This window comes from Streptomyces sp. ICC4 (genome assembly GCF_003287915.1).
Classification (GTDB): domain Bacteria; phylum Actinomycetota; class Actinomycetes; order Streptomycetales; family Streptomycetaceae; genus Streptomyces; species Streptomyces tritrimontium.
Genome location: NZ_CP030286.1, coordinates 6921416 through 6943431 on the forward strand (window position 1 = coordinate 6921416; position 22016 = coordinate 6943431).

Here is a 22016-nt window from a genome sequence, read left to right on the forward strand (position 1 = left end):
GGATGTGTATGAGAGACAGGGCCCGGTCAGGGCGGAGGTGCCCGCACCGCGCCGCCACCGCGGGACAATGGCGCCATGCCCGAAGGCGACAGCGTCTACCGCGCCGCGGCCCGGCTCCGCGAGGCCCTCGCGGGCCGGGTGCTCACCCGCTCCGACCTGCGTGTCCCGCGCTTCGCCACCGCCGACCTCACCGGCCGCACCACCCTCGATGTCGTCCCCCGCGGAAAGCACCTCCTCATCCGGCTCGGCCCGGCCGCCGGGCCCGACGCCCCGACCCGCGAACCCGACACCCCCCTCACCCTGCACACCCACCTCCGCATGGACGGCGCATGGCGCGTCTTCCCGGCCGCGGCCACCGGCCCGGCCGGCCCCGCGGCCGGCCGCCCGACGCGCCCGACGCGCCCCGCCGGCCCCGCCCACGAGATCCGCGTCATCCTCGCCACCGCCGACCACACCGTCGTCGGCTACCGCCTCCCCGTCGTCGAACTGATCCGCACCGCCGAGGAACACCTCGCCGTCGGCCACCTCGGACCCGATCTCCTCGGCCCCGACTGGGACGCGGAGGCCGCCGCGGCGAACCTCCTCGCCGCCCCCGGCCGGCCCCTCGGCGAGGCCCTCCTCGATCAGCGCAACCTGGCCGGCATCGGCAACATCTACAAGGCCGAGCTCTGCTTCCTCGCCGGGCTCACCCCCTGGACCCCCGTCGGCGACATCCCGCCGGCCACGCTCCCCCGGATCGCCGCCGCCGCGCACCGGCTCCTCGACGCGAACAAGGACCGCCGCCGCAACACCACCGGCAGCCGCCGCCCCGGTCAGGAGCTCTTCGTCTACGGCCGCGCCCACCGCCCCTGCCCGCGCTGCGGCACCCCGGTCCGCGAGGCCGCGCAGGACGGCCGCCCCACGTACTGGTGCCCCCGGTGCCAATCCGGCCCGACCCCGTAGTTGACGCTCCGTCAGATCCGGTCGTACCGTCCCCGCATGCCCACACCCACTGCGTACGACCTCACCGGCCGCACCGCCCTCGTCACCGGCGCCGCCAGCGGCATAGGCCGCGCCACCGCCGTACTCCTCGCCGAGGCCGGAGCCGCCGTGCACTGCGCGGACCGCGACGCCCAGGGCCTGCGGGAGACCTCCGAGCTGATCGCCAAGACGGGCGGACGGGCGGAGGTCCACCTCCTCGACGTGACCGACCGCGCCGCCGTCAGGGCCGCGGTGGCCCGGTCCGGCCCGCTCGACATCACCGCCGCGATCGCCGGGATCATGCACAGCAGCAGCGTCCTGGACACGACCGACGAGGACCTCGACCGGGTCTTCGACATCAACTTCAAGGGCGTCCTGCGCACCTGCCAGGAGGCGGCCCGCTCCATGATCGCGGCCGGCCGTCCCGGGTCGATCATCACGATGGCCTCCGGCGCCGTGGACGCCGCCCAGCCCGGCCTGCTCTGCTACAGCGCCGCCAAGGCCGCCGTGGTCCAGCTGACCAAGACCCTGGCCACCGAGGCCGGACCGCACGGCATCCGCGTCAACGCCGTCGCGCCCGGCTGGATCCGCACCCCGATGACCGGGCGCCACGGAGCCGAGGTCCAGGAGCAGACGGAGGCGATGATGACGCGGATGTCCCCGCTGCGCCGCGTCGGCGAGCCCGAGGACGTCGCCCGAGCGGTGCTCTACCTCGCCTCGGACGCCTCGTCCTTCATGACGGGCCAGATCCTTCGTCCGAACGGTGGAGTCTCGATGCCCTGGTAGCCGCCTCCCGGGAAGGCTCCTCCCCGGCAGCCGCGGCTCCGGCGCCCACCGACCCGGCGGCCCACTCCACGCCGCCGCCACCACCGCTACCGCCGCCCTCGCCACCGGCCCCGCGCCGCCCCGCCCCGCGACGGCGGCGTACGGGCTTCGGCACGCAGTGCACGGGCAGCAGCCCCAGTCCCCATCCACCGACGGCGACCGCACCCTCCACGGGCCCCGCATCGGCCGGCGCCAGCACCAGGCGCAGCACGGCCCACCACCACAGGACGCCCACCGCGAGCGCGAGGGCCAGGCCGGCGGGTATGCGCAGCAACCGCCGCACGGTCACCTCCCAGGGGCCGGGGACCCGGACGGGCCCATCCTCCCGCACCCCTCGCGACCCCGCACCCAGAACGGCCCGGAGCCCCGGCCGGTGCCTTCAGGCACCGGCCGGGGCTCCGGCCGAAAAACTCACGCTCGCGGCGTGACCACCACGCGCCCAGCTCGCTCGAGAGCGCGTCAGGCGGCTACGACATTCACCGCTTCCACGGGCGCCTTGATGGTCACCCGTTCCGGGCCACCCGTGACCGAGGCCACGGATACCGAATTGAGCATCGGGCGGACCGGTGCGGACACCGGTTCGCTTGCCGCGGCCGACTGTGCCAGCTCGGCGAGCGACAGCTCGTCGCTGACTTCACGCATCAGCTCTGACATCCGTACGTCAAGCGCGTCGCAGATCGCGGAGAGCAGCTCGGAAGATGCCTCCTTCTGCCCCCGCTCCACCTCGGAGAGATAGCCGAGCGAAACCCGGGCGGACGAGGAGACTTCGCGCAGAGTACGGCCCTGGCGCTGGCGCTGCCGACGCAGCACGTCACCCAGCAGGCGACGGAGCAGAATCATCGGTGGCTCCCTCCTCTGACCGTGTAGCCGTAACCTTCACGCCCCACCGTACCGCCTCGCGCGGCGGCCGTGCGGGGAGCGATGTCGTGTTCACTCAGGGCTGCAAACATCAAATCCCCCCGTCCTGTTCCGTATCCTGCCCCCGCAGATTCTCGCGGAGTTCGCTCGCGAGCAGCTCGAGCACTGTCCGTGCACTCTCCCTACGGATTTCCGCGCGGGAGCCTTTCAACCTCAGCCGGGCCGTTTTCCTGCTCCCGGGACCCTCCACGGCGACGAAAACGGTGCCCACCGGCTGGCCGTCCTGCGCGTCCGGACCGGCCACTCCGGTGGTCGCGATGCCCCACGAAGCGTCCAGCACGCGCCGCACTCCGGCCGCCATCTCCTGCGCGACCTGCGCGTTCACCGCGCCTTCGGCCGCCAGCAGCTCCGCGTCCACGCCCAGCACCCGGTGCTTGAGCTCGGTCGCGTAGGCCGTGACCGAGCCGCGGAAGGAGCGGGAGGCCCCGGGGACGGCCGTGAGCTCGGCGGCCACCATGCCGCCGGTCAGCGACTCCGCCACAGCGACCGTTCCGTTACTCTGCGCGAGGAGCCGCAGCACATCTGCCGCGACCGCCCCGGTGTCCCCGTCGGCCGACACGGCATTCCGCACCGCATCCCCAGTCACCGAAGAATCACCCGCCTCTTGCGCAACAGCGCCACGTGCCGGACTCCCGCGGCTCACTTCGCGGCACGCTCCGCTGCCAGGCCCTTGCGCCGCAGGACGACCGCCTGCCGGATGTAATCCAAACCGGTGACGACGGTCAGGACGACGGCGGCCGCCATCACCCAGAACCGCAGGGTCGCCAGCGGCCCGGTCAGTGCGAGCACGTACATGCCCACCGCCACGCCCTGGGTCAGGGTCTTCAGCTTGCCGCCCCGGCTCGCGGGGATCACTCCGTACCTGATGACCCAGAAACGCATGAGCGTGATCCCGAGTTCCCGGCCGAGGATCACGCCGGTCACCCACCAGGGCAGATCACCGAGCCACGACAGACACACCAGAGCCGACCCCATGATCGCCTTGTCGGCGATGGGGTCGGCGATCTTCCCGAAATCCGTGACCAGGTTGTACGTACGGGCCAGATGTCCGTCGAAGATGTCGGTGATCATGGCGACGGCGAACGCCGCCCACGCCAGCGCCCGCCAGACGGGGTCGTATCCCCCGTCGGCGAGCAGCAGCATCACGAATCCCGGCACCAGGACCAGCCGGATCATCGTCAGGATGTTCGCGATGTTCCACAGGCTGGCCTGATTGACCGCGGCAGCGCCCAGCTTCGCGCCGGGCGCGGGCCGGCGGCCGGTCCCGCCCGCCGCAGATGCCGGGGCTCCGGTCATCCGGCCGCCTCCTCAAGATCCACGCCCAGGGGCTCGGCCACGAGGTCCACGCCCAGGGTTCCGACCACCTTCGCCGTGACGATGCGCCCCGGGACCAGCCCGGCGCCGTCGGTGAAGACGACCTGGCCGTCGGTCTCGGGGGCCTGGTGGGCGGCGCGCCCGTAGGCTCCCTCGCCGTCCTCCGCCTCGTCGATCGGGACGACCGTCTCGACGAGCACCTCCAGGGTCTCGCCGATCCGCTCCTCCGCGCGCTGCGAGGTGAGCTCCTCGGCGAGGCGCTGCATGTGGGCCAGGCGCTCCGCGATGGTGTCGGCGTCCAGCTTGTTCTCGTACGTGACGGCCTCGGTGCCGTCCTCGTCGGAGTAGCCGAAGACGCCGATGGCGTCGAGCCGCGCGTGGGTGAGGAAACGCTCCAGCTCGGCGAAGTCCGATTCCTTCTCGCCGGGGAAGCCGACGATGAAGTTGGACCGGACGCCGGCCGTCGGGGCCTTGGAGCGGATGGTGTCCAGCAGCTCCAGGAACCGGTCGGTGTCACCGAAGCGGCGCATGGCGCGCAGCACGTCGGGGGCCGAGTGCTGGAAGGAGAGGTCGAAGTACGGGACGACCTTGGGGGTCGAGGTCAGCACGTCGATCAGGCCGGGCCGCATCTCGGCGGGCTGGAGGTAGCTGACGCGGACGCGCTCGATGCCGTCCACCTCGGCCAGCTCGGGCAGCAGGGTCTCCAGCAGGCGGATGTCGCCCAGGTCCTTGCCGTACGAGGTGTTGTTCTCGGAGACCAGCATGATCTCCTTGACGCCCTGCTCCGCGAGCCAGCGCGTCTCGCCCAGCACGTCGCTGGGGCGGCGGGAGATGAAGGAGCCGCGGAAGGACGGGATGGCGCAGAAGGAGCAGCGCCGGTCGCAGCCGGAGGCGAGCTTGACCGAGGCGACCGGGCTCTTGTCCAGGCGGCGGCGCAGCGGTGCGCGAGGCCCGGAGGCCGGCGCGAGCCCCTCGGGGAGGTCCGCGGGGGCCGCCTCGGGCTCCTGCGCGTGACCCGGGAGGGCCACCGCGGCGTCCTGGCGCTCCGCCGGGCTGATCGGCAGCAGCTTGCGCCGGTCGCGCGGGGTGTGGGAGGCGTGGATGCCGCCGTTGAGAATGGTCTGGAGGCGGTCCGAGATGTCGGCGTAGTCGTCGAATCCGAGGACACCGTCGGCTTCGGGGAGCGCTTCGGCGAGTTCCTTGCCGTAGCGCTCGGCCATACAGCCGACGGCTACGACGGCCTGCGTGCGGCCGTGATCCTTGAGATCGTTGGCCTCCAGCAGGGCGTCTACGGAGTCCTTCTTGGCGGCTTCGACAAAGCCGCAGGTGTTGACGACGGCTACGTCCGCGTCGGCGGCGTCCTCGACGAGCTCCCAGCCATCCGCCGCCAAGCGGCCTGCGAGCTCCTCCGAGTCCACCTCGTTACGGGCGCAGCCAAGAGTGACAAGGGCGACGGTACGGCGTTCGGGCATGGACTCAAGACTACTTCGTCCCGGCACCGGCCCCCGCCTCCCGTCCCGGTACGACAAGATCCCCGGGGTGCGGCGCGGCACCCCGGGGATCCGGAACTTCTTATTCCTTGCTGGTCAGCCCGCCTGGGCCTGTCCCTGGCGGGGGTCGTCCTTGGTGTATGTGAGACGTTCCACCTGTCCGGGCTGGAATTCGTCCTTGATCTCCTTGCCGTTCACGAAGAGCTTCACGACCCCGGCGTCACCGAGTACGAGGTCGATGGACTCCTTGTCCGTGAACGTCTTCGACTCGCCCTGCGCGAGCGTGCCGTCGAAGAGGAGCCGGCCGCTGTGGTCCTTGGCCGAGATCCAGCTCTCGCCGTCGTTGGCCGTCAGGACGACCGTGACGAGGTCCTTGGGCGCGGCCGCGATGGCGCTGTCGGAGGGCTCCGGCTTGGGGGCCTGAGGTGCCTGCGGCGCCTGGACCGAGGGCTTCCCGGCATTCGGCGTGGGCGCGGGCTTCGGGGCGGCGGAACCTTCCGCCACCGGCCGCTTGTCCTTGTCGTCGCCGCCACCGAAGGCGCTGAAGCCGACGAAGCCGATCACGGCGACGATGGCGGCGACCATGGCGGCGGTCCAGTTGGGCCGCTGCCTCTCGGGGCGGATCCGCTCGGCTTCGAACATCGGCGCGGCGGGGGTGGGTGCCGGCCGGCCGCCGTGGGCCGCGTCGTAGCTCTCGATCAGGGGTGCCGGATCGAGGCCCACGGCGCGGGCGAGCGTACGGATGTGGCCGCGGGCATAGACATCGCCGCCGCAGCGCGTGAAATCGTCGGATTCGATCGCGTGCACGATCGGAATGCGCACGCGGGTGGTGGAACTGACCTCGTCGACGGTCAGCCCGGCGGCGATCCGGGCCTTCTTGAGGGCCGTCCCGATCGACGGCTCTTCGACGGAACGCTCGACGATGCGGTCCTCGGACCGGTCGTCGGTCGAAGGCTGCTCTTCTTCGGGGGAGTTGGAGTTGCCGATGGACACGAGGGCGCCTTTCGAGCGTGTAGCCACCTGCTGGATTCCCAGTCTAGGGGGGTGACGAAAGGGTGGGGCAACCGGAGGGGGGCCTTCCTACGCCATACGAATGGCTACGGGGCTCCCGCCCGGTGCGGCGGCCCGGAACGCGCCGCCACCTCCCTCAACTGGACGCGGCCCCGGGAGAAACGGCCGCCCCCCGATCCGTTCCACGGCCCGCCCCTACTCGGGAGTCTCCCCCCGGATGACCGCGAGCACTCCGTCCAGCTCGTCGGCCTTCAGCAGCACGTCGCGCGCCTTCGACCCCTCGCTCGGCCCGACGATCCCCCGCGACTCCATCAGGTCCATCAGCCGCCCGGCCTTCGCGAACCCGACCCGCAGCTTGCGCTGGAGCATCGAGGTGGACCCGAACTGCGTCGAGACGACCAGCTCCGCCGCCTGGCACAGCAGGTCCAGGTCGTCGCCGATCTCCTCGTCGATCTCCTTCCTCTGCTTCTGCCCGACCGTGACGTCGTTGCGGAAGACGGGCGCCATCTGGTCCTTGCAGTGCTGCACGATCCGGGCGATCTCGTCCTCGGTGACGAAGGCGCCCTGGAGGCGGACCGGCTTGTTCGCGCCCATCGGCAGGAACAGCCCGTCGCCCTTGCCGATCAGCTTCTCGGCGCCCGGCTGGTCGAGGATGACCCGGCTGTCGGCGAGGGAGGAGGTGGCGAAGGCGAGCCGCGAGGGCACGTTCGCCTTGATCAGACCGGTCACCACGTCCACCGAGGGCCGCTGCGTGGCGAGCACCAGGTGGATGCCGGCCGCGCGGGCCAGCTGGGTGATACGGACGATCGAGTCCTCCACGTCGCGCGGGGCCACCATCATCAGGTCGGCGAGCTCGTCGACGATCACCAGCAGGTACGGATACGGGCTGAGCTCCCGCTCGCTGCCCGGCGGCAGTTTGATCTTGCCGTCGCGGATCGCCTTGTTGAAGTCGTCGATGTGCCGGTACCCGAACGCCGCCAGGTCGTCGTAGCGCAGGTCCATCTCGCGCACGACCCACTGGAGCGCCTCGGCGGCCCGCTTGGGGTTGGTGATGATCGGCGTGATCAGGTGCGGAATGCCCTCGTACGCCGTCAGCTCCACCCGCTTGGGGTCGACCAGCACCATCCGGACGTCGTCCGGGGTCGCCCGCACCATCACCGAGGTGATCAGGCAGTTGATGCAGGAGGACTTGCCGGAGCCGGTGGCCCCGGCGACCAGCACGTGCGGCATCTTCGCCAGGTTGGCCATGACGTAGCCGCCCTCGACGTCCTTGCCGAGCGCCACCAGCATCGGATGGTCGTCCTCGGCCGCGTCCGCCAGCCGGAGCACGTCCCCGAGGTTGACCATCTCGCGGTCGGTGTTCGGGATCTCGATGCCGACCGCCGACTTGCCCGGGATCGGGCTGATGATGCGCACGTCCGGCGAGGCCACGGCGTAGGCGATGTTCTTCGCCAGCGCCGTGATCCGCTCCACCTTCACCGCCGGCCCCAGCTCGACCTCGTAGCGGGTGACCGTCGGACCCCGGGTGAAGCCGGTGACCTTCGCGTCGACCTTGAACTCCATGAACACGTTCGACAGCGAGGCGACCACCGCGTCGTTCGCGGCGCTGCGGGTCTTGCCGGGCCCCCCTCGCTCCAGCAGGTCCAGCGAGGGCAGGGAGTACGTGATGTCCCCGCGCAGCTGGAGCTGCTCGGCGCGGGGCGGCAGCGCCTGGGTCTCGGGCGGGGCCTTGGTCAGGTCGGGGACGGACAGCGTCCCGGAGGCCGCCGCCGTGGTGTCGTGCGGCGGGGCCGCGGCCGCGCCGGGCTTGCCCGCACCCGCCTCGGCGCCCGTCCCGGCCCGCTCGCCGGCCCGCTTGTCGTCCCGCTCGCCGTCCCGCTCGCCGGCCCGCTTGTCGTCCCGCTTCTCCTCGCGGGCGGACGGCACCGGAGCGGTGATCTCCACGCCCTCGCTCTCCACGGAGATGCCGTGCGTGAGGTCCGCGACCAGCGGGGAGGGCGGCATCCCGCCGTAGACCACCCCGTCCAGCGCCGCCGCGGCCGCCGCCGCCACGTCGACCGCGTCCATCTCGCGGTCCATGGCCGGCCGGGCGGCCGACCGCCGGGGACGGCGCCGCCGGGCGAGCGCCTCCTCCTCGGCCGCGTCCGGGGACCCTTCGGGCAGGCCCTCGCCGGAACGGGCCCGCCACTGCTCGGCGTCGTGCCGGTCCGTGCCCTCGGCCTGCTCCCCGTACCCCTCGTCGTACTCGTTCGGCGCGATGATCCCCAGCCGGATCCCCGCGCCGCGCAGCCGCTGCGGGATCGCGTTGACGGGAGTGGCGGTGACCACCAGCAGGCCGAAGACCGTGAGCAGCACCAGCATCGGCACGGCCAGCGGCGCGCCCATGGTGAAGATCAGCGGCTTCGAAGCGCCCCAGCCGATCAGCCCGCCCGCGTTCTGCATGGCGGTGGTGCCCTCGTCCCGCCCGGGGGCTCCGCAGGCGATGTGCACGAGGCCCAGGACTCCGATGACGAGCGCGGAGAGCCCGATGCCGATCCGGCCGTTGGCGTCGGCCTGTTCGGGGTGGCGGATGAAACGTACCGCCATGACGCCGAGCAGGACGGGCACGAGCAGGTCGAGCCGCCCGAAGGCGCCCGTGACCAGCATGGTGACCAGGTCCCCGACGGGCCCGCTCAGATTCGACCAGGTCCCGGCGGCGACGATCAGCGCGAGCGCGAGGAGCAGCAGCGCGAGGCCGTCCTTGCGGTGGGCGGGGTCCAGGTTCTTCGCGCCCCGGCCGACACCCCGGAACACCGCGCCGACGGCGTGCGCGATGCCGAGCCAGATGGCGCCCACCAGCCGCAGCACGCCCCCGGTGGGAGACGGCGCCGGCTTCGACGCGGCCTTCTTGACCGGGGCACGTTTGGCGGGAGCGGCTTTCTTCGCGGGCGGCTTGCGGGCGGGGGCAGCCTTCTTCGCCGGCGCCGTCGTACGGCCGGTGCGGCCCTTCGCGGTGCCCGCCGTGCTCTGGGAACCCTTGCCGGACGTACTTGAGGCCATGGGCCCGAGGTTACCGGTGCGCGCCCCGGTGGACACGCGTGCCCACCCCTTCACCCGTTCGTGTCGTTCCCGGACGCCGCCGGGAACGTCCCGCGCCCGGGCCCGCCCTTGACGCTCCGCCAGACCTGACGGACCGCCAAGCAGGCCCTCCGGCAGGACCACTGGCAGGTCCGTCGGCGGGCCCCGAGGAGCCTCAGCCCTGCGCGGGCAGCACCGGGGACGCTCCCCCGGTCCCGGGCTCCAGCGCGTCGAGCGCCCGGCGCAGTCCGGTGAGCTTGCGCTCCAGGTGCGCCGCGGTCGCCACCACGGCCGGATCGGCCGCTTCCTCGCCGAGCTGCTTGGTCAGCGCCTCCGCCTGCTCCTCCACCGCGGCGAGCCGCGCCGAGAGCTCGGCCAGCAGGCCCGCCGTCTCCTTGGAGCCGTCCGAGGCGCCGTTGGAACTGCCGCCCTCCAACTGGAGCCGCAGCAGCGCCGCCTGCTCGCGCAGTTGGCAGTTCTTCGTGTACAGCTCCACGAAGACGGACACCTTGGCCCGCAGCACCCACGGGTCGAAGGGCTTGGAGATGTAGTCCACCGCGCCCGCCGCGTACCCGCGGAAGGTGTGGTGCGGACCGTGGTTGATCGCGGTGAGGAAGATGATCGGGATGTCCCGGGTCCGCTCCCGCCGCTTGATGTGCGCGGCCGTCTCGAAGCCGTCCATGCCCGGCATCTGCACGTCCAGCAGAATGACCGCGAAATCGTCCGTCAGCAGCGCCTTGAGCGCTTCCTCCCCCGACGACGCCCGGACCAGTGTCTGATCGAGCGCCGAGAGGATGGCCTCCAGCGCGAGCAGATTCTCCGGCCGGTCGTCGACCAGGAGGATCTTGGCCTTCTGCACCATGCCCTGTCCTCCTCGCCCCGGCATGGGGCCTCCCCGGCTCCTGGCACCGGCCTGTGTGCCGGGCCCCGCCCCAGAGGATGGCATCCTTGCGCCGTCCGTCCTTGTGCCGGTCATCGTAGCCCCAGTCCCGAGATCGCCACACCCTGTCACCAAGATGTCACTGTGCACGAAGCGGAAACGTGGTGGGAGGGCAGAAGGTTCCCTCGGGAGTCCCTCCCCGCCGGCGGTGGTGGAGGCTTCGGCCGCGCAGCGGGGGCACACCCCGCGGCCCAGCCAGCCGCGGGCCGGGCCGGTCAGTGGATGCCCGGCCGGGCAGGCCCCGCGCCAGGGGGTGTCCGGGGGGACCGCGAGCCGGTAGGCGGCGCGGGGCAGGACCAGGCCCGTGGCCGTGCCCCAGGAGGCGACCCCGGCGACGAGCGCGGTGATGCCCAGGGAGTCCACCGGCTCAGCCCGCCGCGGCGCCGCCGCGCCGCCAGGCGGGCAGCAGCTCGTCGATCAGCGCCTCGGTGCGCGGTGCGAGCCCGCGCCCGTGCGCGCTGCCCCGGTCCGCGAGCCGGGCCACGAGCTCCGAGAGCCGGGCCTCGTCGCCGGTGGCGTGGGTCGCGCGCAGCAGCCCGTGCCAGAGCCGCTCGTCCTCCGGCGCGGAGGACACGGCGACGGTGAGCGCCTCGATGGCCGGCTCGGGCCGGTCCAGGCCCATGTGGTGCCCGGACAGTGCGAGGGCGACGTCGGCGACGAGCAGCGGCAGCTGCGCCTCGATGATCTCGTGGCCGAGCCACTGGTAGCGCCCGGCGGGCCGGTCCTGGAGCAGGGGGCCCCGTACGAGACCGAGCGCGTCGGTGAGCAGGCGCTCGCGCACGGCGGTGTCCCCCGCGCCGCGGCCGGACGCCGCCTCGTGGTGCAGGGAGCGCAGCACGTCCAGGTCGGAGACGACGGAGCGGGCCAGGGTGAGCCGGCCGGCGGCGTCGGAGCCCAGGCGCGCGGTGCCGTCCGGGTCGGTGCCGAGCCAGTCGCGCAGCCGCTCGACCAGTGCGTCGCGCACGTCGTCGGTGGCTCCGCGCGGCCACAGCGCGGCGGCGAGCACCCGGGGGTTGACGCCTTCGCGGTGGAGCAGGAGCAGGGCCAGGGCCTCGTGGAGGAGGGCGCTGCGGTCCCCGTCGGGGGTGTCGAGGCCGATGAGCTCGTACGGGCCCACGAGGCGGGCGTACACGGCGGGGCGCCCGGCCTCCGTGATGTCGATGAGGAACGGCTGCGCGCCGCGGGCCTGGGCGCCGCCCGAGGCTGCGGCGGGGTCGGAGCCGGGGTCGGCCTCGTTGAACAGCCGGACCACGGCCGCGCGCTGGTCGGCGGGCAGCTGCTGCGCCTCCAGGTCGAGGCCGAGCAGCGGGGCGAGCAGCCGCCCGTCCCCGGTGATCTCCATCTCCCAGGCCGCGCCGGGGACGTCCTTCGCCCCGGCGGCGACGAAGTAGCCGATGCCGAGCCGGCCCGCGCCGGAGGCGAGTCCGGCGAGCCGGTCGAGCTCCTCCTCGGTGGGCTCGGCGGCCATCAGGACCAGGTGCGGGGCCCAGCGGGTGTTCTGGATGTGCCCGGTGCGGCCGGTCAGGACCGAGTCGTGCCCGGCGACGCCCAGGGCGCCGGCGCGCTGGCGGGTCTCGGCCTCCATGGCCTGGAACATGTCGTCGATGTCGGCGAGGTGGCGCAGCCGGGACGGGGCCAGTGGGAGCAGCTCCTCGCCGAAGCCGACCAGGGTGATCGTCATGCGGTCCGACCAGCCGTTGGTGGCGAGCTCGGCGGCGACGGAGGCCATCACGGCGTCGCGGTCGGCCCGCGCGCCGCTCAGGGAGACGATGCCCGGGACCGATTCCAGGTTGAGCAGCAGCCGGGAATCGCCCAGGGTGCCGAGGCTGACCAGGCCGGGGTAGGGGGCCGCGGTGTCGCCGGCGCTGTCGCGTCCGCCTCCGCTCCCGCCGTCCGCGTGGTCGTCGGCGCCCGCCTCGAGCTGCCAGAACGTCGGGTCCTGGCCGTGGGTCCAGGGCGCGGGCGGGGTCCCGTAGGGCTGGGCGAGCTGGAGGTGGATCGCGGTGCCGGTCAGCCAGGCCGCGTACACGGTCGGCAGCGGGCGGGAGGCCGCGGCGAGGGACTCCGACAGGCCGCGCAGGGCGCGGTCGAGGCGGCGTACCGCCTCGGGGTCGGCGCCGACGAGCAGGGCGTCGTGGACGTCGGCGGCGTCTCCGGTGGGGACCAGCGGGGTGTTTCCGGCGCCCCCGGCGCCGCCGGAGCCGGAGCGCGTCGCGGCCTGCCACAGGGCGGCGCGGCGCCTGCGGCCGAGTGCGGCGAGCAGCCCGGCGGCGAGCAGCGGGGAGCCGAGGAGGGCCTCGGGCAGGCCGAAGGAGAAGCCCTGCCCGTCGGCCGCGGTGACGGCGGTGGCGGTGGCAGGGGTTTGGGACGTGGCGGGCGCGGCGGGGGTCGCCCGGGACGGCACGGCCGTGGACCAGTCGCGCGGGATGACGATCTGCGTGGTGTCGGTGTCCACGGACCCCGCGGCGGGCTTGCCCGCGTGCTTTCCGCCGGGCTTGGCCTGGCCGCCCTGCGCGTGCGCGCCGCTGCCGCCGCTCTTGGCGTAGTCGGCGATGTCCGCGTTGCCGGAGCCCGCGGCGCTGCCGGCGAAGGCACCGCGCTCCGTCTCCTGCACGGCGGCCGGGGTCTCGACGAGGTCCCCGCCGAAGGCGTCCGCGGGCATCTCCATGATCCAGCCGGGCCGGATCAGGCTGGCCTTGGAGAGCTTCTCGCCGTCGGGCTGCACCCGGTTCTTGTTCAGGTCGTAGATCTCCGAGTAGCGGCGCCCGTCGCCCAGATGGCGTTCCGCTATCTCCCACAGGGAGTCGTGGTGGCGGCCCTGCGGCGGCTGGATCCGGTAGAACTTCGTGCTGCCCTCCGCCTCCGCCGCGTGCTCGGCGGCGGCCTTCGCCTGCGCGGCCGCCTGCTGCTCGACCGCCTCGCGCACCGTCTGCGACTGCGCCTGCCCGGGCAGCTGCTGGGCGGAGGCGGCCACCGCGGGCCGGTGCTGGTCGGCGGGCGACTGGCCGAGGTTGGCGAGGCCGGGGGCGAAGCTCGCCGCGCTCGCCGTCACCAGCAGCAGCGCGGCGACCAACTGGCGGGCGAGCGCCTGGCTGCCGCCGGCGCCGGGCACCCGGGTCGGCATGCCCACCCCGGACACGGCGGCCTTGACCTCGACCAGGACGCACGCGGTGAACTGCGCCCAGGCCAGCCAGCAGACGACCCCGAGCACGCTGAGGAAGGTCTGGACGGTGATCTGCTGCTGGAAGAAGTCCACCGAGGGCAGCTCGTCGGGCAGCGGCCAGCCGAGGAACGTCGCCAGCGCCGCCGGCACGCCGACCACGAGGAACGCCAGCGCGACGAACGCGAGGAACGCCTTGACGAAGTCGCCGAAGGACCGCCGCGGTCGCGGAGCGGAGTTCGTACGGTTACTGGTGCGTGCCATGGCGGCTTCCTGTGGGGTGGGCTGGACGGTACGGGGGCGGGCGCGGGCTATCCGGTCATGGACTCGGCGGCCGCTCGGCCGCGCACCGTGACCGGTCCGCTGAAGAACATGCCGGTGAGCACCGGCTGGTAGGTGAGCTGGATCTCGACTTCGACGCGCTGGGCGTCGGCCGACACGCAGCGCGACGCCGCGACGTCCGGTCCGGTCATACCCACTTCCTCGGCGAATTCCTCTACCCGGTCACCGCAGTTGGCGAAGTTGATCGGGGCGCCGCCGGAGCCGTTGTACAGCGCGCCGACGTCGATGTCCTGGGCGGCGTACCGGGCGGCCTGTTCGGCGATGTCCGCCGCGCGCTCGCGCTGGGAGATCGCCATGCCGCCGTCGATCACGAAGGCGGCCAGGGCCAGGAAGAGCACGCTGAACATGATCATCGCGGCGGCGCCGGACCCCCGGTCGTCACGGATCCGCAGGCGGGCGCGGCCGGCGGCCCGGAACCGGGCGCGAAGTTTCGCAACAGGTCTCACGCGGCCCTCCGGTAGCGGTCGAGGGGCGAGGTCGAGCGGCCGGTGACCACCTTCGGGACGTCGAGCCCGAGCATGGCGAGCCCGCGGATCTGGCAGCTGACCTCGACGGTGAAGAACCCGCCCGCAACGAAACCCGTGCTGGTCTTGCGCACCGTCACCGGGCCCGCGCACACGTCGCTGAGATCGGCCTCGGCCGCCTTGACCGCCTCGGACATGGCGGTCTCCTGGTCCTTCTGGATGGAGCCGGCTCGCGCGGCGTCGCGCGCGGCGCCGTCGACCGCGCCCCGGCCCTCCACGAGCTGGCCGAAGGCGACGAGCACGAGGATGAAGAGGAAGGCGACGGGGGCGAGGATGACCATCTCGATGGTGGAGATCCCCCGGTCGCCCGCGCCCGCGCCCACACCCGCTTCCGCGACCCGCTGCCGGATCCGTCTGATGATCACCGGAGCGTCACCCGCCTTCCGGTACGAAGCGCTCGACCGGCCCGCTCGACTGCGCGTGGACGGCCATGGAGAAGCCGGGGATGACGGCGGGCACCTTGGCGGTGATCTCGACGCTCACGGTGTTCGCGTCGGGCCGGGTGACCGTCACCCGCGGCGAGACCACCAGCTGCGGCCCCAGTTGCTGGATGTAGCTGTCGACGGTGTCCCTCGCCTTCTGCTGCCAGCCGTCCGGGTTGGCGTCCGCCGAGGCCCGCGCCTTGCGCGCGCCGGCCTGCGCGGCCGCCTGGGCCACGTGGTCCGCGAAGAAGTACAGGGCGAACTGGACCGTCATGAAGATCATGAAGAACAGGAAGGGCGTCAGGAACACGAACTCGATCGCGGTCATGCCGGAGTCGCCCCGGGCGGAGGCGGCCTCCACCCGGCGGCGTACTGCGGTGCGCAGTCGGTCTGCGATGCGGAACACGGCGTAGGGACGCGTGGGGGTTACGGCTTGCCGCCGCCGCCGCCACCCGCGCAGGTGCCGGACTGGTTGGCGCCCGCGATGCAGTCGCTCACCTTCTTGGCACCGCCGTCGAGCGCGCCGCCGATGACGGCCGCGACCACGCCCACGATCGCCACGACCACCGCCGAGATGATCACCCACTCGACGGCCGAGGCCCCGCGGTCGCGCGCGCGCCGCCCGCGGTCGCGGACGAAGGCGGCAACCGCGTCGAGGGCGGGATGGCTGAAGCTGAATCCGTTTTTCATGGTGGAGAAGTCCTCTCGGGAATCGGTACGTTGCACAGGGGCCGGCGGTTCGCCGGGAAGGGTCAGCCGAACTGGAAGACGCGCATGCCGGCCGGGAAGATCAGGAACACCAGGAACCCGGCGCACAGCAGCAGCTGCGCGACGAGCATCGACTGCGACTTCTCACCGGCGCTGCCCTCGATCTCGGCCATCTCGCGGTGCCGCATCGTCTCGGCGCGGGAGGCCAGGGACTCCCGTACCTTCGCGCCGTCCTCCGCGACGAGCGCGAGCGCGCCCGCCAGGTCCTTCAGCTCCTCCACCCCCAGCTCCTCGCCCAGGGTGCCGAGCGCCTGCCAGTGGCTGGTGCCGGTGATCCGGGCGTCGTGCAGGGTGTTGCGGATCCGGCGCAGCGCCCAGCCGTCGCTGACCTCGGCGGCGGCCATCAGGGCCTCCGGGAGGCCCCGGCCGCCGGCCAGGTTCATGGCGACGAGGTCGAGGTAGGCCCCGATGACCCGGCGCAGGTCGCGGCGCTTGTCCGCGGCGTCCCGCCGGACCTCCAGGTCGGGAAGGAAGAAGAAGAGGGCGGCGCAGGCCAGCGCCAGCCAGAGCGGCACGACCGGTCCGCTGCCGAACCCGATGGTCGCGACGATCACGAAGAGGAACGGGCCGAAGATGAGTCCGGCCGCGGCGAGCAGGATCTTCGTCGCCAGGAAGCTCTCCCAGCTGCGCTCCAGCACGGCCAGGTCGGCGCGCAGGGAGCGCTGCTCCCAGCCCTGCTGGCGGTAGAAGTCGGCGATCCGCAGGCCGACGCGGGCCCGGAAGGAGTCCAGCCGGCCCGGGTCCTCGGCGGTGGTGGAGCGCGGGAGCGTCGAGTACGCCGCCCCGCGCGCCCGCATCTCGTCGATCCGGGCCACGGTCGCGACCGCGCCCCGCCGGGACGGCATGAGGGCCCGTACGAGGGCGTAGATGCCGAGGCCGAGGACGGCTCCGACGACGACGGGCAGGGTGAGGTTCACTGCGGTACGACCTCCTCGCTCGGGCTCGGCGGCCGCGCGAAGCGGACCTCCGTGTGGTCACGGACCAGGAAGCGCTCGGGCGTCTCGATGGTGGCCAGCTTGCGCAGCCACCAGAAGCCCAGGGCGAAGAGCCCGCACACGCACGCGAGGACCATCTGGCCGACGAGGGTGCCGTACGGCTCGACGAACTCCCGGTTGAAGACGGACAGGCCGACGACGAAGGCCACGCTGACGCTGATGACGATCTGGACGCTGCGCCGGGTGCTGGAGCGCTGGGCCATCACGCGCTGGCGCATGTCGACCTCCTCGCGGGCCGACTTGGCGAGCGCGCCGAGCACCTGGCGCAGGCCGGGGCCGCGCAGGCGCGCGTTGAGGATCAGCGCGGCGACGATGATGTCGGCGGACGCGTCGTCGATCTCGTCGGCGAGCGTCTGCAACGCGTCGGGCAGCGGCGTACGGGAGCGCAGCCGGTCGACGAGCGCTTCGAGGTGGGGCCGCAGCGCGGGCGCGGCGGCGCGCGCCGAGGCGGGGATGGCCTGCTCCAGGCCGACGGCCCCGGCGATGGTGTCGCGCAGCGACTCGGTCCAGGCGGCGAGCGCCTCGACCCGGCGCATCGCGGAGCGCTCCTCCGCGGCTCCGCCGAAGAGGCGGTCCCAGAAGAAGACGAGCACGCCGGCGGCCACGCCGGCCACCGCCCAGCGGGTCACCAGCAGCACGGCGATGCCGACGCCGGCCGCGAGCGAGCCGCGGCGGCCGGCGAACCGGGCCAGCTCCGCGAGGCGCTCGCGCGAATCCGCCTTCTCGTGCGCGGGCTTGGGTGGCAGGCCGCGGACGGCGACGACGAGCAGCGCGAGCCCGCCGCCGATTCCCAGGCCGCTCAGGAGCGCGTACAGCACGGGCAGCGAGAAGAGCCCGCCCATGGAGGAGATGCCGTTCATGTCCGCCTCACCCCCAGGATCCGCTGGGGCGGTAGCCGTAGGGGATCAGTTCCTCGATGCAGGAGATCGCCGCGTGCGGGACGACCCGGCCGTCGGAGGTCTCCGCGAACACCTCGCTGGAGAGCACCCGGCCGTCGACGCCGTTGACCTCGCGCACGGAGGTGACCACGCGGCGCAGCCGGCCGCCGCCGTGGAACTCGTTGCGGCGCTCGACGAACACCACGAAGTTGATGGCGCCGGCCACCAGCATCTGGCTCGCCTCGATCGGGAGCCGTTCGGCGGCCTGCAGCGCGTAGGTGGAGATGCGGCTGAAGACCTCGCTGGAGCTGTTGGCGTGGATCGTGGAGAGCGAGCCGTCGTTGCCCTGCGACATGGCGTTGAGCATGGTGACGATCTCGTCGCCGAGGACCTCGCCGACGATGACCCGGGAGGGGTTCATGCGCAGCGAGCGGCGCACCAGCTCGGACATCATGATGGCGCCCTGGCCCTCGGAGTTGGGCAGCCGTTCCTCGAACGCCACGACGTTGGGGTGGAGTTCGGCGAACTGGTCCAGGCCCAGCTCCAGCGCGCGCTCCACGGTGATCAGGCGCTCGGTCGGCGGGATCTCGTTGGCGAGGGCGCGCAGCAGCGTCGTCTTTCCGGCGTTGGTCGCGCCCGCGATCATCAGGTTCTTGCGGGCGCGGACGGCGCAGGACAGGAAGTGCGCGAGCTCGGGGGTGAGCGTGCCGTTGCCCACCAGGTCCGAGATGAAGACCTTGCCCATGCGGGCGCGGCGGATGGAGAGCGAGGGGCGGCGGGTGACGTCCATGACCGCCGAGAGGCGCGAGCCGTCGGGCAGCCGCAGGTCGAGCTGCGGGTTCGCCGAGTCGAAGGGGCGCGAGGAGAGGCCGGAGTAGGCGCCGAGGACCTGGATGAGCTCGATGAGCTCCTCGTCGGTCTCGGCGACCGGGTCGGCGCGGAGCTCGTTGCCGTTGGCGTAGCCGACGAAGACCTGGTCGCAGCCGTTGATGTCGATGTTCTCGACCTCGGGGTCGTCGAGCAGCGGCTGCAGGCGGCCCACTCCGAAGAGCGCGGCGTGCACGGCCGCCGCGAACTGCTCCTCGGTCTCGGCGTCGAAGGGGGTGCGGCCGAGGTTGATCTCGGCGCGGGCGTGCTCTTCGAGTATCTGGGCGATGACGGCGCGGGCGTACTGGCGCTCGTCCTCGCCGGACATCTGCATCAGCCCGGACAGCTGGTCCACGCGGCGCTGCTCGGCGATGCGGTCGCCGGCCTCCTGGCGGAACCGCTTGACGAGCTGGTGGTCGACGACGCTCATCGCGCCCCGCCCGGGGCGGCGTCGGGGCCGCCGGGGCCTGCGGGGCCGGGTACGAGGCCGGACGCGGCGCCCGTGCCCATGCCCGTGCCGTGGCCGGGGCCCATGCCCATGCCCGTGCCGTGGCCGGTGCCGGGGCCGGCGCCGGGGCCCGGAACGGCCCACGCGGCCCCGTACTGCTGGTTGATGTCCTGGGCCACCTGCCGGGCGGACCGGATCAGCAGGGACTTGTCCAGCCGGCCGCGGCGGCGCCCGGCCAACTGCTCGGAGCCCACCGGGTCGTACGCCAGGGTGCCGAGCACCCGGGCGCCGGACCGGGAGGCGAGCAGCATCTCGTTGACCTGGTTGCCGATCTTCGCGGAGTCCTTGGGGTCGGCCACCAGCAGCACCCCCAGCAGCGGGGTCCCGAGCTGCGCGGTGCCGCGCCCCGGTCCGCCGCCGTGCAGGCGCGCGGAGAGGGCGAGCGCCCTGTCGCGCACGCGGGCGATGGACTCGGGCGCCGTACGGGCGACCAGCAGCACCAGGGAGGCCTGGGCGAACAGCTCCACCGCCGGGCCGTCCCCGGAGATGCGCCCGCAGTCGGCGATGACGTCGGCGGGCGCGTGCGGGGACTCGGCGAGCGCGGCGAAGGCCCGCCCCAGCAGCGGCCATTGCCCTACGAGGCCTGCGGCCTGCTCTGAGGAGCCCAGCCCGACCAGCACCTCGAGGCCGCCGGACATGGCCTGCGCGTGGTCCCACAGCTGGTCGGGGGCCAGGCCCCGGCGGGCGGTCGCGGCGATGGACAGCATGCCGGTGTTGGGGTCGAGCGGGCCGCCGTGGGCGGCGGGGCTGCGGTAGACGAGGTCGCCGCCGGCCGGGTCGGTCTCGGCGAGGAGCGCACGCCGCGGCCAGACCGCCGAGAGGGCGACGGCCGCGGTGGTGACGCCGGGTGATCCCTTGTCCGCGGCGAGGGCGATGAGCGCCATGTGGCTTCTGCTTTCCTGTGCTTGCCTGTGCTTGCCGGCCGGTGGCCGCCGACGGCCGGCCGGCGGCTTCCGCGGCCCGTGACCCGTTGGCCTGTGACCCGTTGGCCCGTGACCTACGGCCTACGACCTATGACCGATGGACCGGATGACCGATGGACCGGATGACCGATGGCTGTCGATCAGCCGGAGGCACCCGGGATCAGCACCAGGGCGACCTGGCCGGCCGCGGCCGCCTGGGTCAGGGGTGCGATCTCGGCCGTGCCGACCATGACGGTGACGGGCAGGTTGCCGCTGCCGATGGAGCCGCCCTCACCGACGAAGACGTCGTTGACCTTGGCGTCGCGCACGAGCAGCGTGTTGCCGTCGGCGGCGCCGCCCGCGGTACCACCCTTCGGGGCGTCGCCGCCCACCCGGTAAGCCGCGACGTGGTCGCCGACCTTGAGCCCGGCCGGGTACTGGCCCGCCTTGAGGGAGAGGCCCACGAAGGCCTTGCCCTCGGGCAGCCCGCCGACGTCGGAGAACATCTGGCCGATCGCGATGGTGCCCTTGACCAGAGTGTTCTTGGCCTTGAGCTGCTTGAGCGCGTCCCGCTGCTCCCAGCGGACGTAATCGACGGCCGGATCGTCGGCGACCAGCACCGAGGTCATCGCGGCATCGGTGACGGCCTTGCCGGCCGGTACCTCCGCCGAGATGCGGACCACCTCGATCCGCTCACCGGCGCGCAGCACGAGGACCGTTGCGCCGAGGGCGCCGATCAGGATGAGCAGCACGGCGAGGGCGGCGAGAGCGGGCTTGCGCTCCCGGCCGGCCGTGGGAAGCCGCTCCCCCACCGGCGCTGCCTGGCCCGGACCCCTGTGACTGGGCGCACCCGCGCGTTCCTGGACTTTCACTCCACGCTCCCCCGTGCACCTACGACAGACAAACTCGGCCAATACCCAACAGAATCAAATATACGGTTGAGTTGACCAACTCAAAGAAGAACCAAAGTGCTCGCACGGTAGCAGTGGCACATGTGCACCTCAAGGCGAGCCCGCCCCCGTGGACACACCCCCGCACGGCGGCCGGCCCCGCCCTCCGCCGTGCCGGGGCCGGGAACGGCCGTCGCAGTTGCGACATTCGCCGGAAACCTCCGGGCCCGGAAGCGGAGGCTGAGCCAACCGACTGTTACGTAAAGGGAATCGCCCTGGCGAAACCGTTCGCGGCGCAGGTAGCGTCAGACAGCTTCAGACGTCCTACGCCCCACCAGGAGCCGCCCAGTGACCCGCCGCACTCTGCCCGTCGCAGTCGCCGCCACGGCTTCCGCAGCCCTGCTCCTGTCGGCGTGCGGCGGTGGCGAAACGAAGGCGAACGACAAGATCACCGGAGCGGAGTCTAGCGCTCCGCCGTCGCCCTCCCCGTCCCCGGGGAGCCCGCCGCCGCCCTCCCCGTCGGAAATGCGCTGGCCATTCCCCACCGGCGCGTGCCACCCTTCTGGAAGCACGGCCGCCAGACCTCACCGAGACGGCCGTACCACTCGGCCCGGTCCCACCGGTCCCGCCGGCCAGGTCCCGCCGTACCCGGCACATCCGCCCGGTCCCGTGCTCTCACCAGCTGAGACGGGGCGCATCGGCAGCCTGGTACGCTGTGTGACGGCCGCTTGTGTACGCGCCCCCGGAATCTTCCGGAGACTGCGCTCAGCGGACCCCGCCTCCCGAGTTACGGAAGCTCCCCAGAGAATTCGACCTGGGGCACTCGGTGGCAACGAAGACCTATTACGAGGAGTACGCGTGCCGCTCGACGCCGCAACGAAGAAGCAGCTCATCGCAGAATTTGGTGCCAAGGAGGGCGACACCGGCTCCCCCGAGGTCCAGGTCGCGATGCTGTCCCGCCGCATCTCGGACCTGACCGAGCACCTGAAGGCCCACAAGCACGACCACCACTCCCGTCGTGGTCTGCTGATCCTGGTCGGCCAGCGCCGCCGCCTTCTGCAGTACCTGGCCAAGAAGGACATCCAGCGCTTCCGTACGCTGGTCGAGCGCCTCGGCATCCGCCGCGGTGCGGCCGGCGCCAAGTAAAGACGCTGTGAAGGGAGCGGTTCCCACACTTGAGGGGGCCGCTCCCTTTGCTGTACGTGCGCGACGTACCGGACGCTTTGTAGTCTGGAACCACGTGCA

At 72.9% G+C, this 22016-nt stretch carries 21 protein-coding genes; 3 read left to right on the top strand and 18 right to left on the bottom strand.

Annotated features, from left to right (window positions below):
- The first annotated feature begins 75 nt into the window (after positions 1-75).
- Positions 76-942 carry a DNA-formamidopyrimidine glycosylase family protein gene (locus tag DRB89_RS32455; RefSeq protein ID WP_112451802.1) on the top strand — a complete coding sequence of 289 codons (867 nt, stop codon included), beginning with the start codon at positions 76-78 and terminating at the stop codon, positions 940-942.
- Between the two features lie 36 nt (positions 943-978).
- On the top strand, positions 979-1746 hold the full coding sequence (locus DRB89_RS32460; RefSeq protein ID WP_112451801.1) for an SDR family NAD(P)-dependent oxidoreductase: 768 nt from the start codon (positions 979-981) through the stop codon (positions 1744-1746).
- On the opposite strand, the gene DRB89_RS45155 is transcribed toward DRB89_RS32460, so the two are convergent.
- The 18 genes from DRB89_RS45155 to DRB89_RS32550 form a co-directional block, all read right to left on the bottom strand.
- Positions 1694-2056: a hypothetical protein gene (locus tag DRB89_RS45155; protein ID WP_112454008.1), complete on the bottom strand. Its 363-nt coding sequence runs from the start codon at positions 2054-2056 to the stop codon at positions 1694-1696. The two genes, DRB89_RS32460 and DRB89_RS45155, sit on opposite strands and share 53 nt — an antisense overlap.
- 188 nt (positions 2057-2244) lie before the next feature.
- Positions 2245-2625 carry a helix-turn-helix transcriptional regulator gene (locus tag DRB89_RS32470; protein ID WP_112451800.1) on the bottom strand — a complete coding sequence of 127 codons (381 nt, stop codon included), beginning with the start codon at positions 2623-2625 and terminating at the stop codon, positions 2245-2247.
- Between the two features lie 109 nt (positions 2626-2734).
- A complete protein-coding gene (locus DRB89_RS32475; protein ID WP_239516440.1) occupies positions 2735-3274 on the bottom strand; it encodes a CinA family protein in 540 nt (179 codons plus the stop codon).
- A gap of 68 nt (positions 3275-3342) precedes the next feature.
- Positions 3343-3999, bottom strand: coding sequence for a CDP-diacylglycerol--glycerol-3-phosphate 3-phosphatidyltransferase (pgsA, locus tag DRB89_RS32480; RefSeq protein WP_112451798.1), 657 nt, complete (start codon positions 3997-3999; stop codon positions 3343-3345).
- Complete coding sequence (rimO, locus tag DRB89_RS32485) at positions 3996-5489, bottom strand: 30S ribosomal protein S12 methylthiotransferase RimO (RefSeq protein ID WP_112451797.1); 1494 nt, start codon at positions 5487-5489, stop codon at positions 3996-3998. Before rimO ends, pgsA begins: the two co-directional genes overlap by 4 nt.
- 114 nt (positions 5490-5603) lie before the next feature.
- Positions 5604-6500 carry a helix-turn-helix domain-containing protein gene (locus DRB89_RS32490; protein WP_112451796.1) on the bottom strand — a complete coding sequence of 299 codons (897 nt, stop codon included), beginning with the start codon at positions 6498-6500 and terminating at the stop codon, positions 5604-5606.
- Positions 6501-6713: 213 nt separating this feature from the next.
- Positions 6714-9557, bottom strand: coding sequence for a DNA translocase FtsK (locus tag DRB89_RS32495; protein WP_112454006.1), 2844 nt, complete (start codon positions 9555-9557; stop codon positions 6714-6716).
- A 193-nt stretch (positions 9558-9750) separates the two neighbouring features.
- Positions 9751-10437 carry a response regulator gene (locus DRB89_RS32500; protein ID WP_112451795.1) on the bottom strand — a complete coding sequence of 229 codons (687 nt, stop codon included), beginning with the start codon at positions 10435-10437 and terminating at the stop codon, positions 9751-9753.
- Positions 10438-10882: 445 nt separating this feature from the next.
- A complete protein-coding gene (locus DRB89_RS32505) occupies positions 10883-13939 on the bottom strand; it encodes a BTAD domain-containing putative transcriptional regulator (protein ID WP_112450513.1) in 3057 nt (1018 codons plus the stop codon).
- A gap of 47 nt (positions 13940-13986) precedes the next feature.
- Positions 13987-14463: a pilus assembly protein TadG-related protein gene (locus DRB89_RS32510; protein ID WP_239516441.1), complete on the bottom strand. Its 477-nt coding sequence runs from the start codon at positions 14461-14463 to the stop codon at positions 13987-13989.
- A complete protein-coding gene (locus tag DRB89_RS32515; protein ID WP_275432083.1) occupies positions 14460-14900 on the bottom strand; it encodes a TadE/TadG family type IV pilus assembly protein in 441 nt (146 codons plus the stop codon). The genes DRB89_RS32510 and DRB89_RS32515 overlap by 4 nt, the downstream gene beginning before the upstream one ends.
- A 13-nt stretch (positions 14901-14913) precedes the next feature.
- Positions 14914-15360 carry a TadE family protein gene (locus DRB89_RS32520; protein WP_112453695.1) on the bottom strand — a complete coding sequence of 149 codons (447 nt, stop codon included), beginning with the start codon at positions 15358-15360 and terminating at the stop codon, positions 14914-14916.
- Between the two features lie 29 nt (positions 15361-15389).
- Positions 15390-15653: a hypothetical protein gene (locus DRB89_RS32525; protein ID WP_112450515.1), complete on the bottom strand. Its 264-nt coding sequence runs from the start codon at positions 15651-15653 to the stop codon at positions 15390-15392.
- A gap of 62 nt (positions 15654-15715) precedes the next feature.
- The gene (locus tag DRB89_RS32530) at positions 15716-16648 is read right to left on the bottom strand and encodes a type II secretion system F family protein (RefSeq protein WP_162688815.1); all 933 of its coding nucleotides are present in this window, start codon (positions 16646-16648) and stop codon (positions 15716-15718) included.
- Positions 16645-17586: a type II secretion system F family protein gene (locus tag DRB89_RS32535; protein ID WP_112450516.1), complete on the bottom strand. Its 942-nt coding sequence runs from the start codon at positions 17584-17586 to the stop codon at positions 16645-16647. Before DRB89_RS32535 ends, DRB89_RS32530 begins: the two co-directional genes overlap by 4 nt.
- A 7-nt stretch (positions 17587-17593) precedes the next feature.
- Positions 17594-18901: an ATPase, T2SS/T4P/T4SS family gene (locus tag DRB89_RS32540; protein ID WP_112450517.1), complete on the bottom strand. Its 1308-nt coding sequence runs from the start codon at positions 18899-18901 to the stop codon at positions 17594-17596.
- Positions 18898-19863 carry a hypothetical protein gene (locus DRB89_RS32545; RefSeq protein WP_239516442.1) on the bottom strand — a complete coding sequence of 322 codons (966 nt, stop codon included), beginning with the start codon at positions 19861-19863 and terminating at the stop codon, positions 18898-18900. The genes DRB89_RS32540 and DRB89_RS32545 overlap by 4 nt, the downstream gene beginning before the upstream one ends.
- Before the next feature lie 179 nt (positions 19864-20042).
- Positions 20043-20753, bottom strand: a complete 711-nt coding sequence (locus DRB89_RS32550; protein ID WP_112450518.1) for a hypothetical protein — start codon at positions 20751-20753, stop codon at positions 20043-20045.
- Positions 20754-21629: 876 nt separating this feature from the next.
- Between DRB89_RS32550 and rpsO the strand changes: the two genes are divergently transcribed.
- A complete protein-coding gene (rpsO, locus tag DRB89_RS32555; RefSeq protein WP_112451810.1) occupies positions 21630-21917 on the top strand; it encodes a 30S ribosomal protein S15 in 288 nt (95 codons plus the stop codon).
- Positions 21918-22016 lie beyond the last annotated feature (99 nt).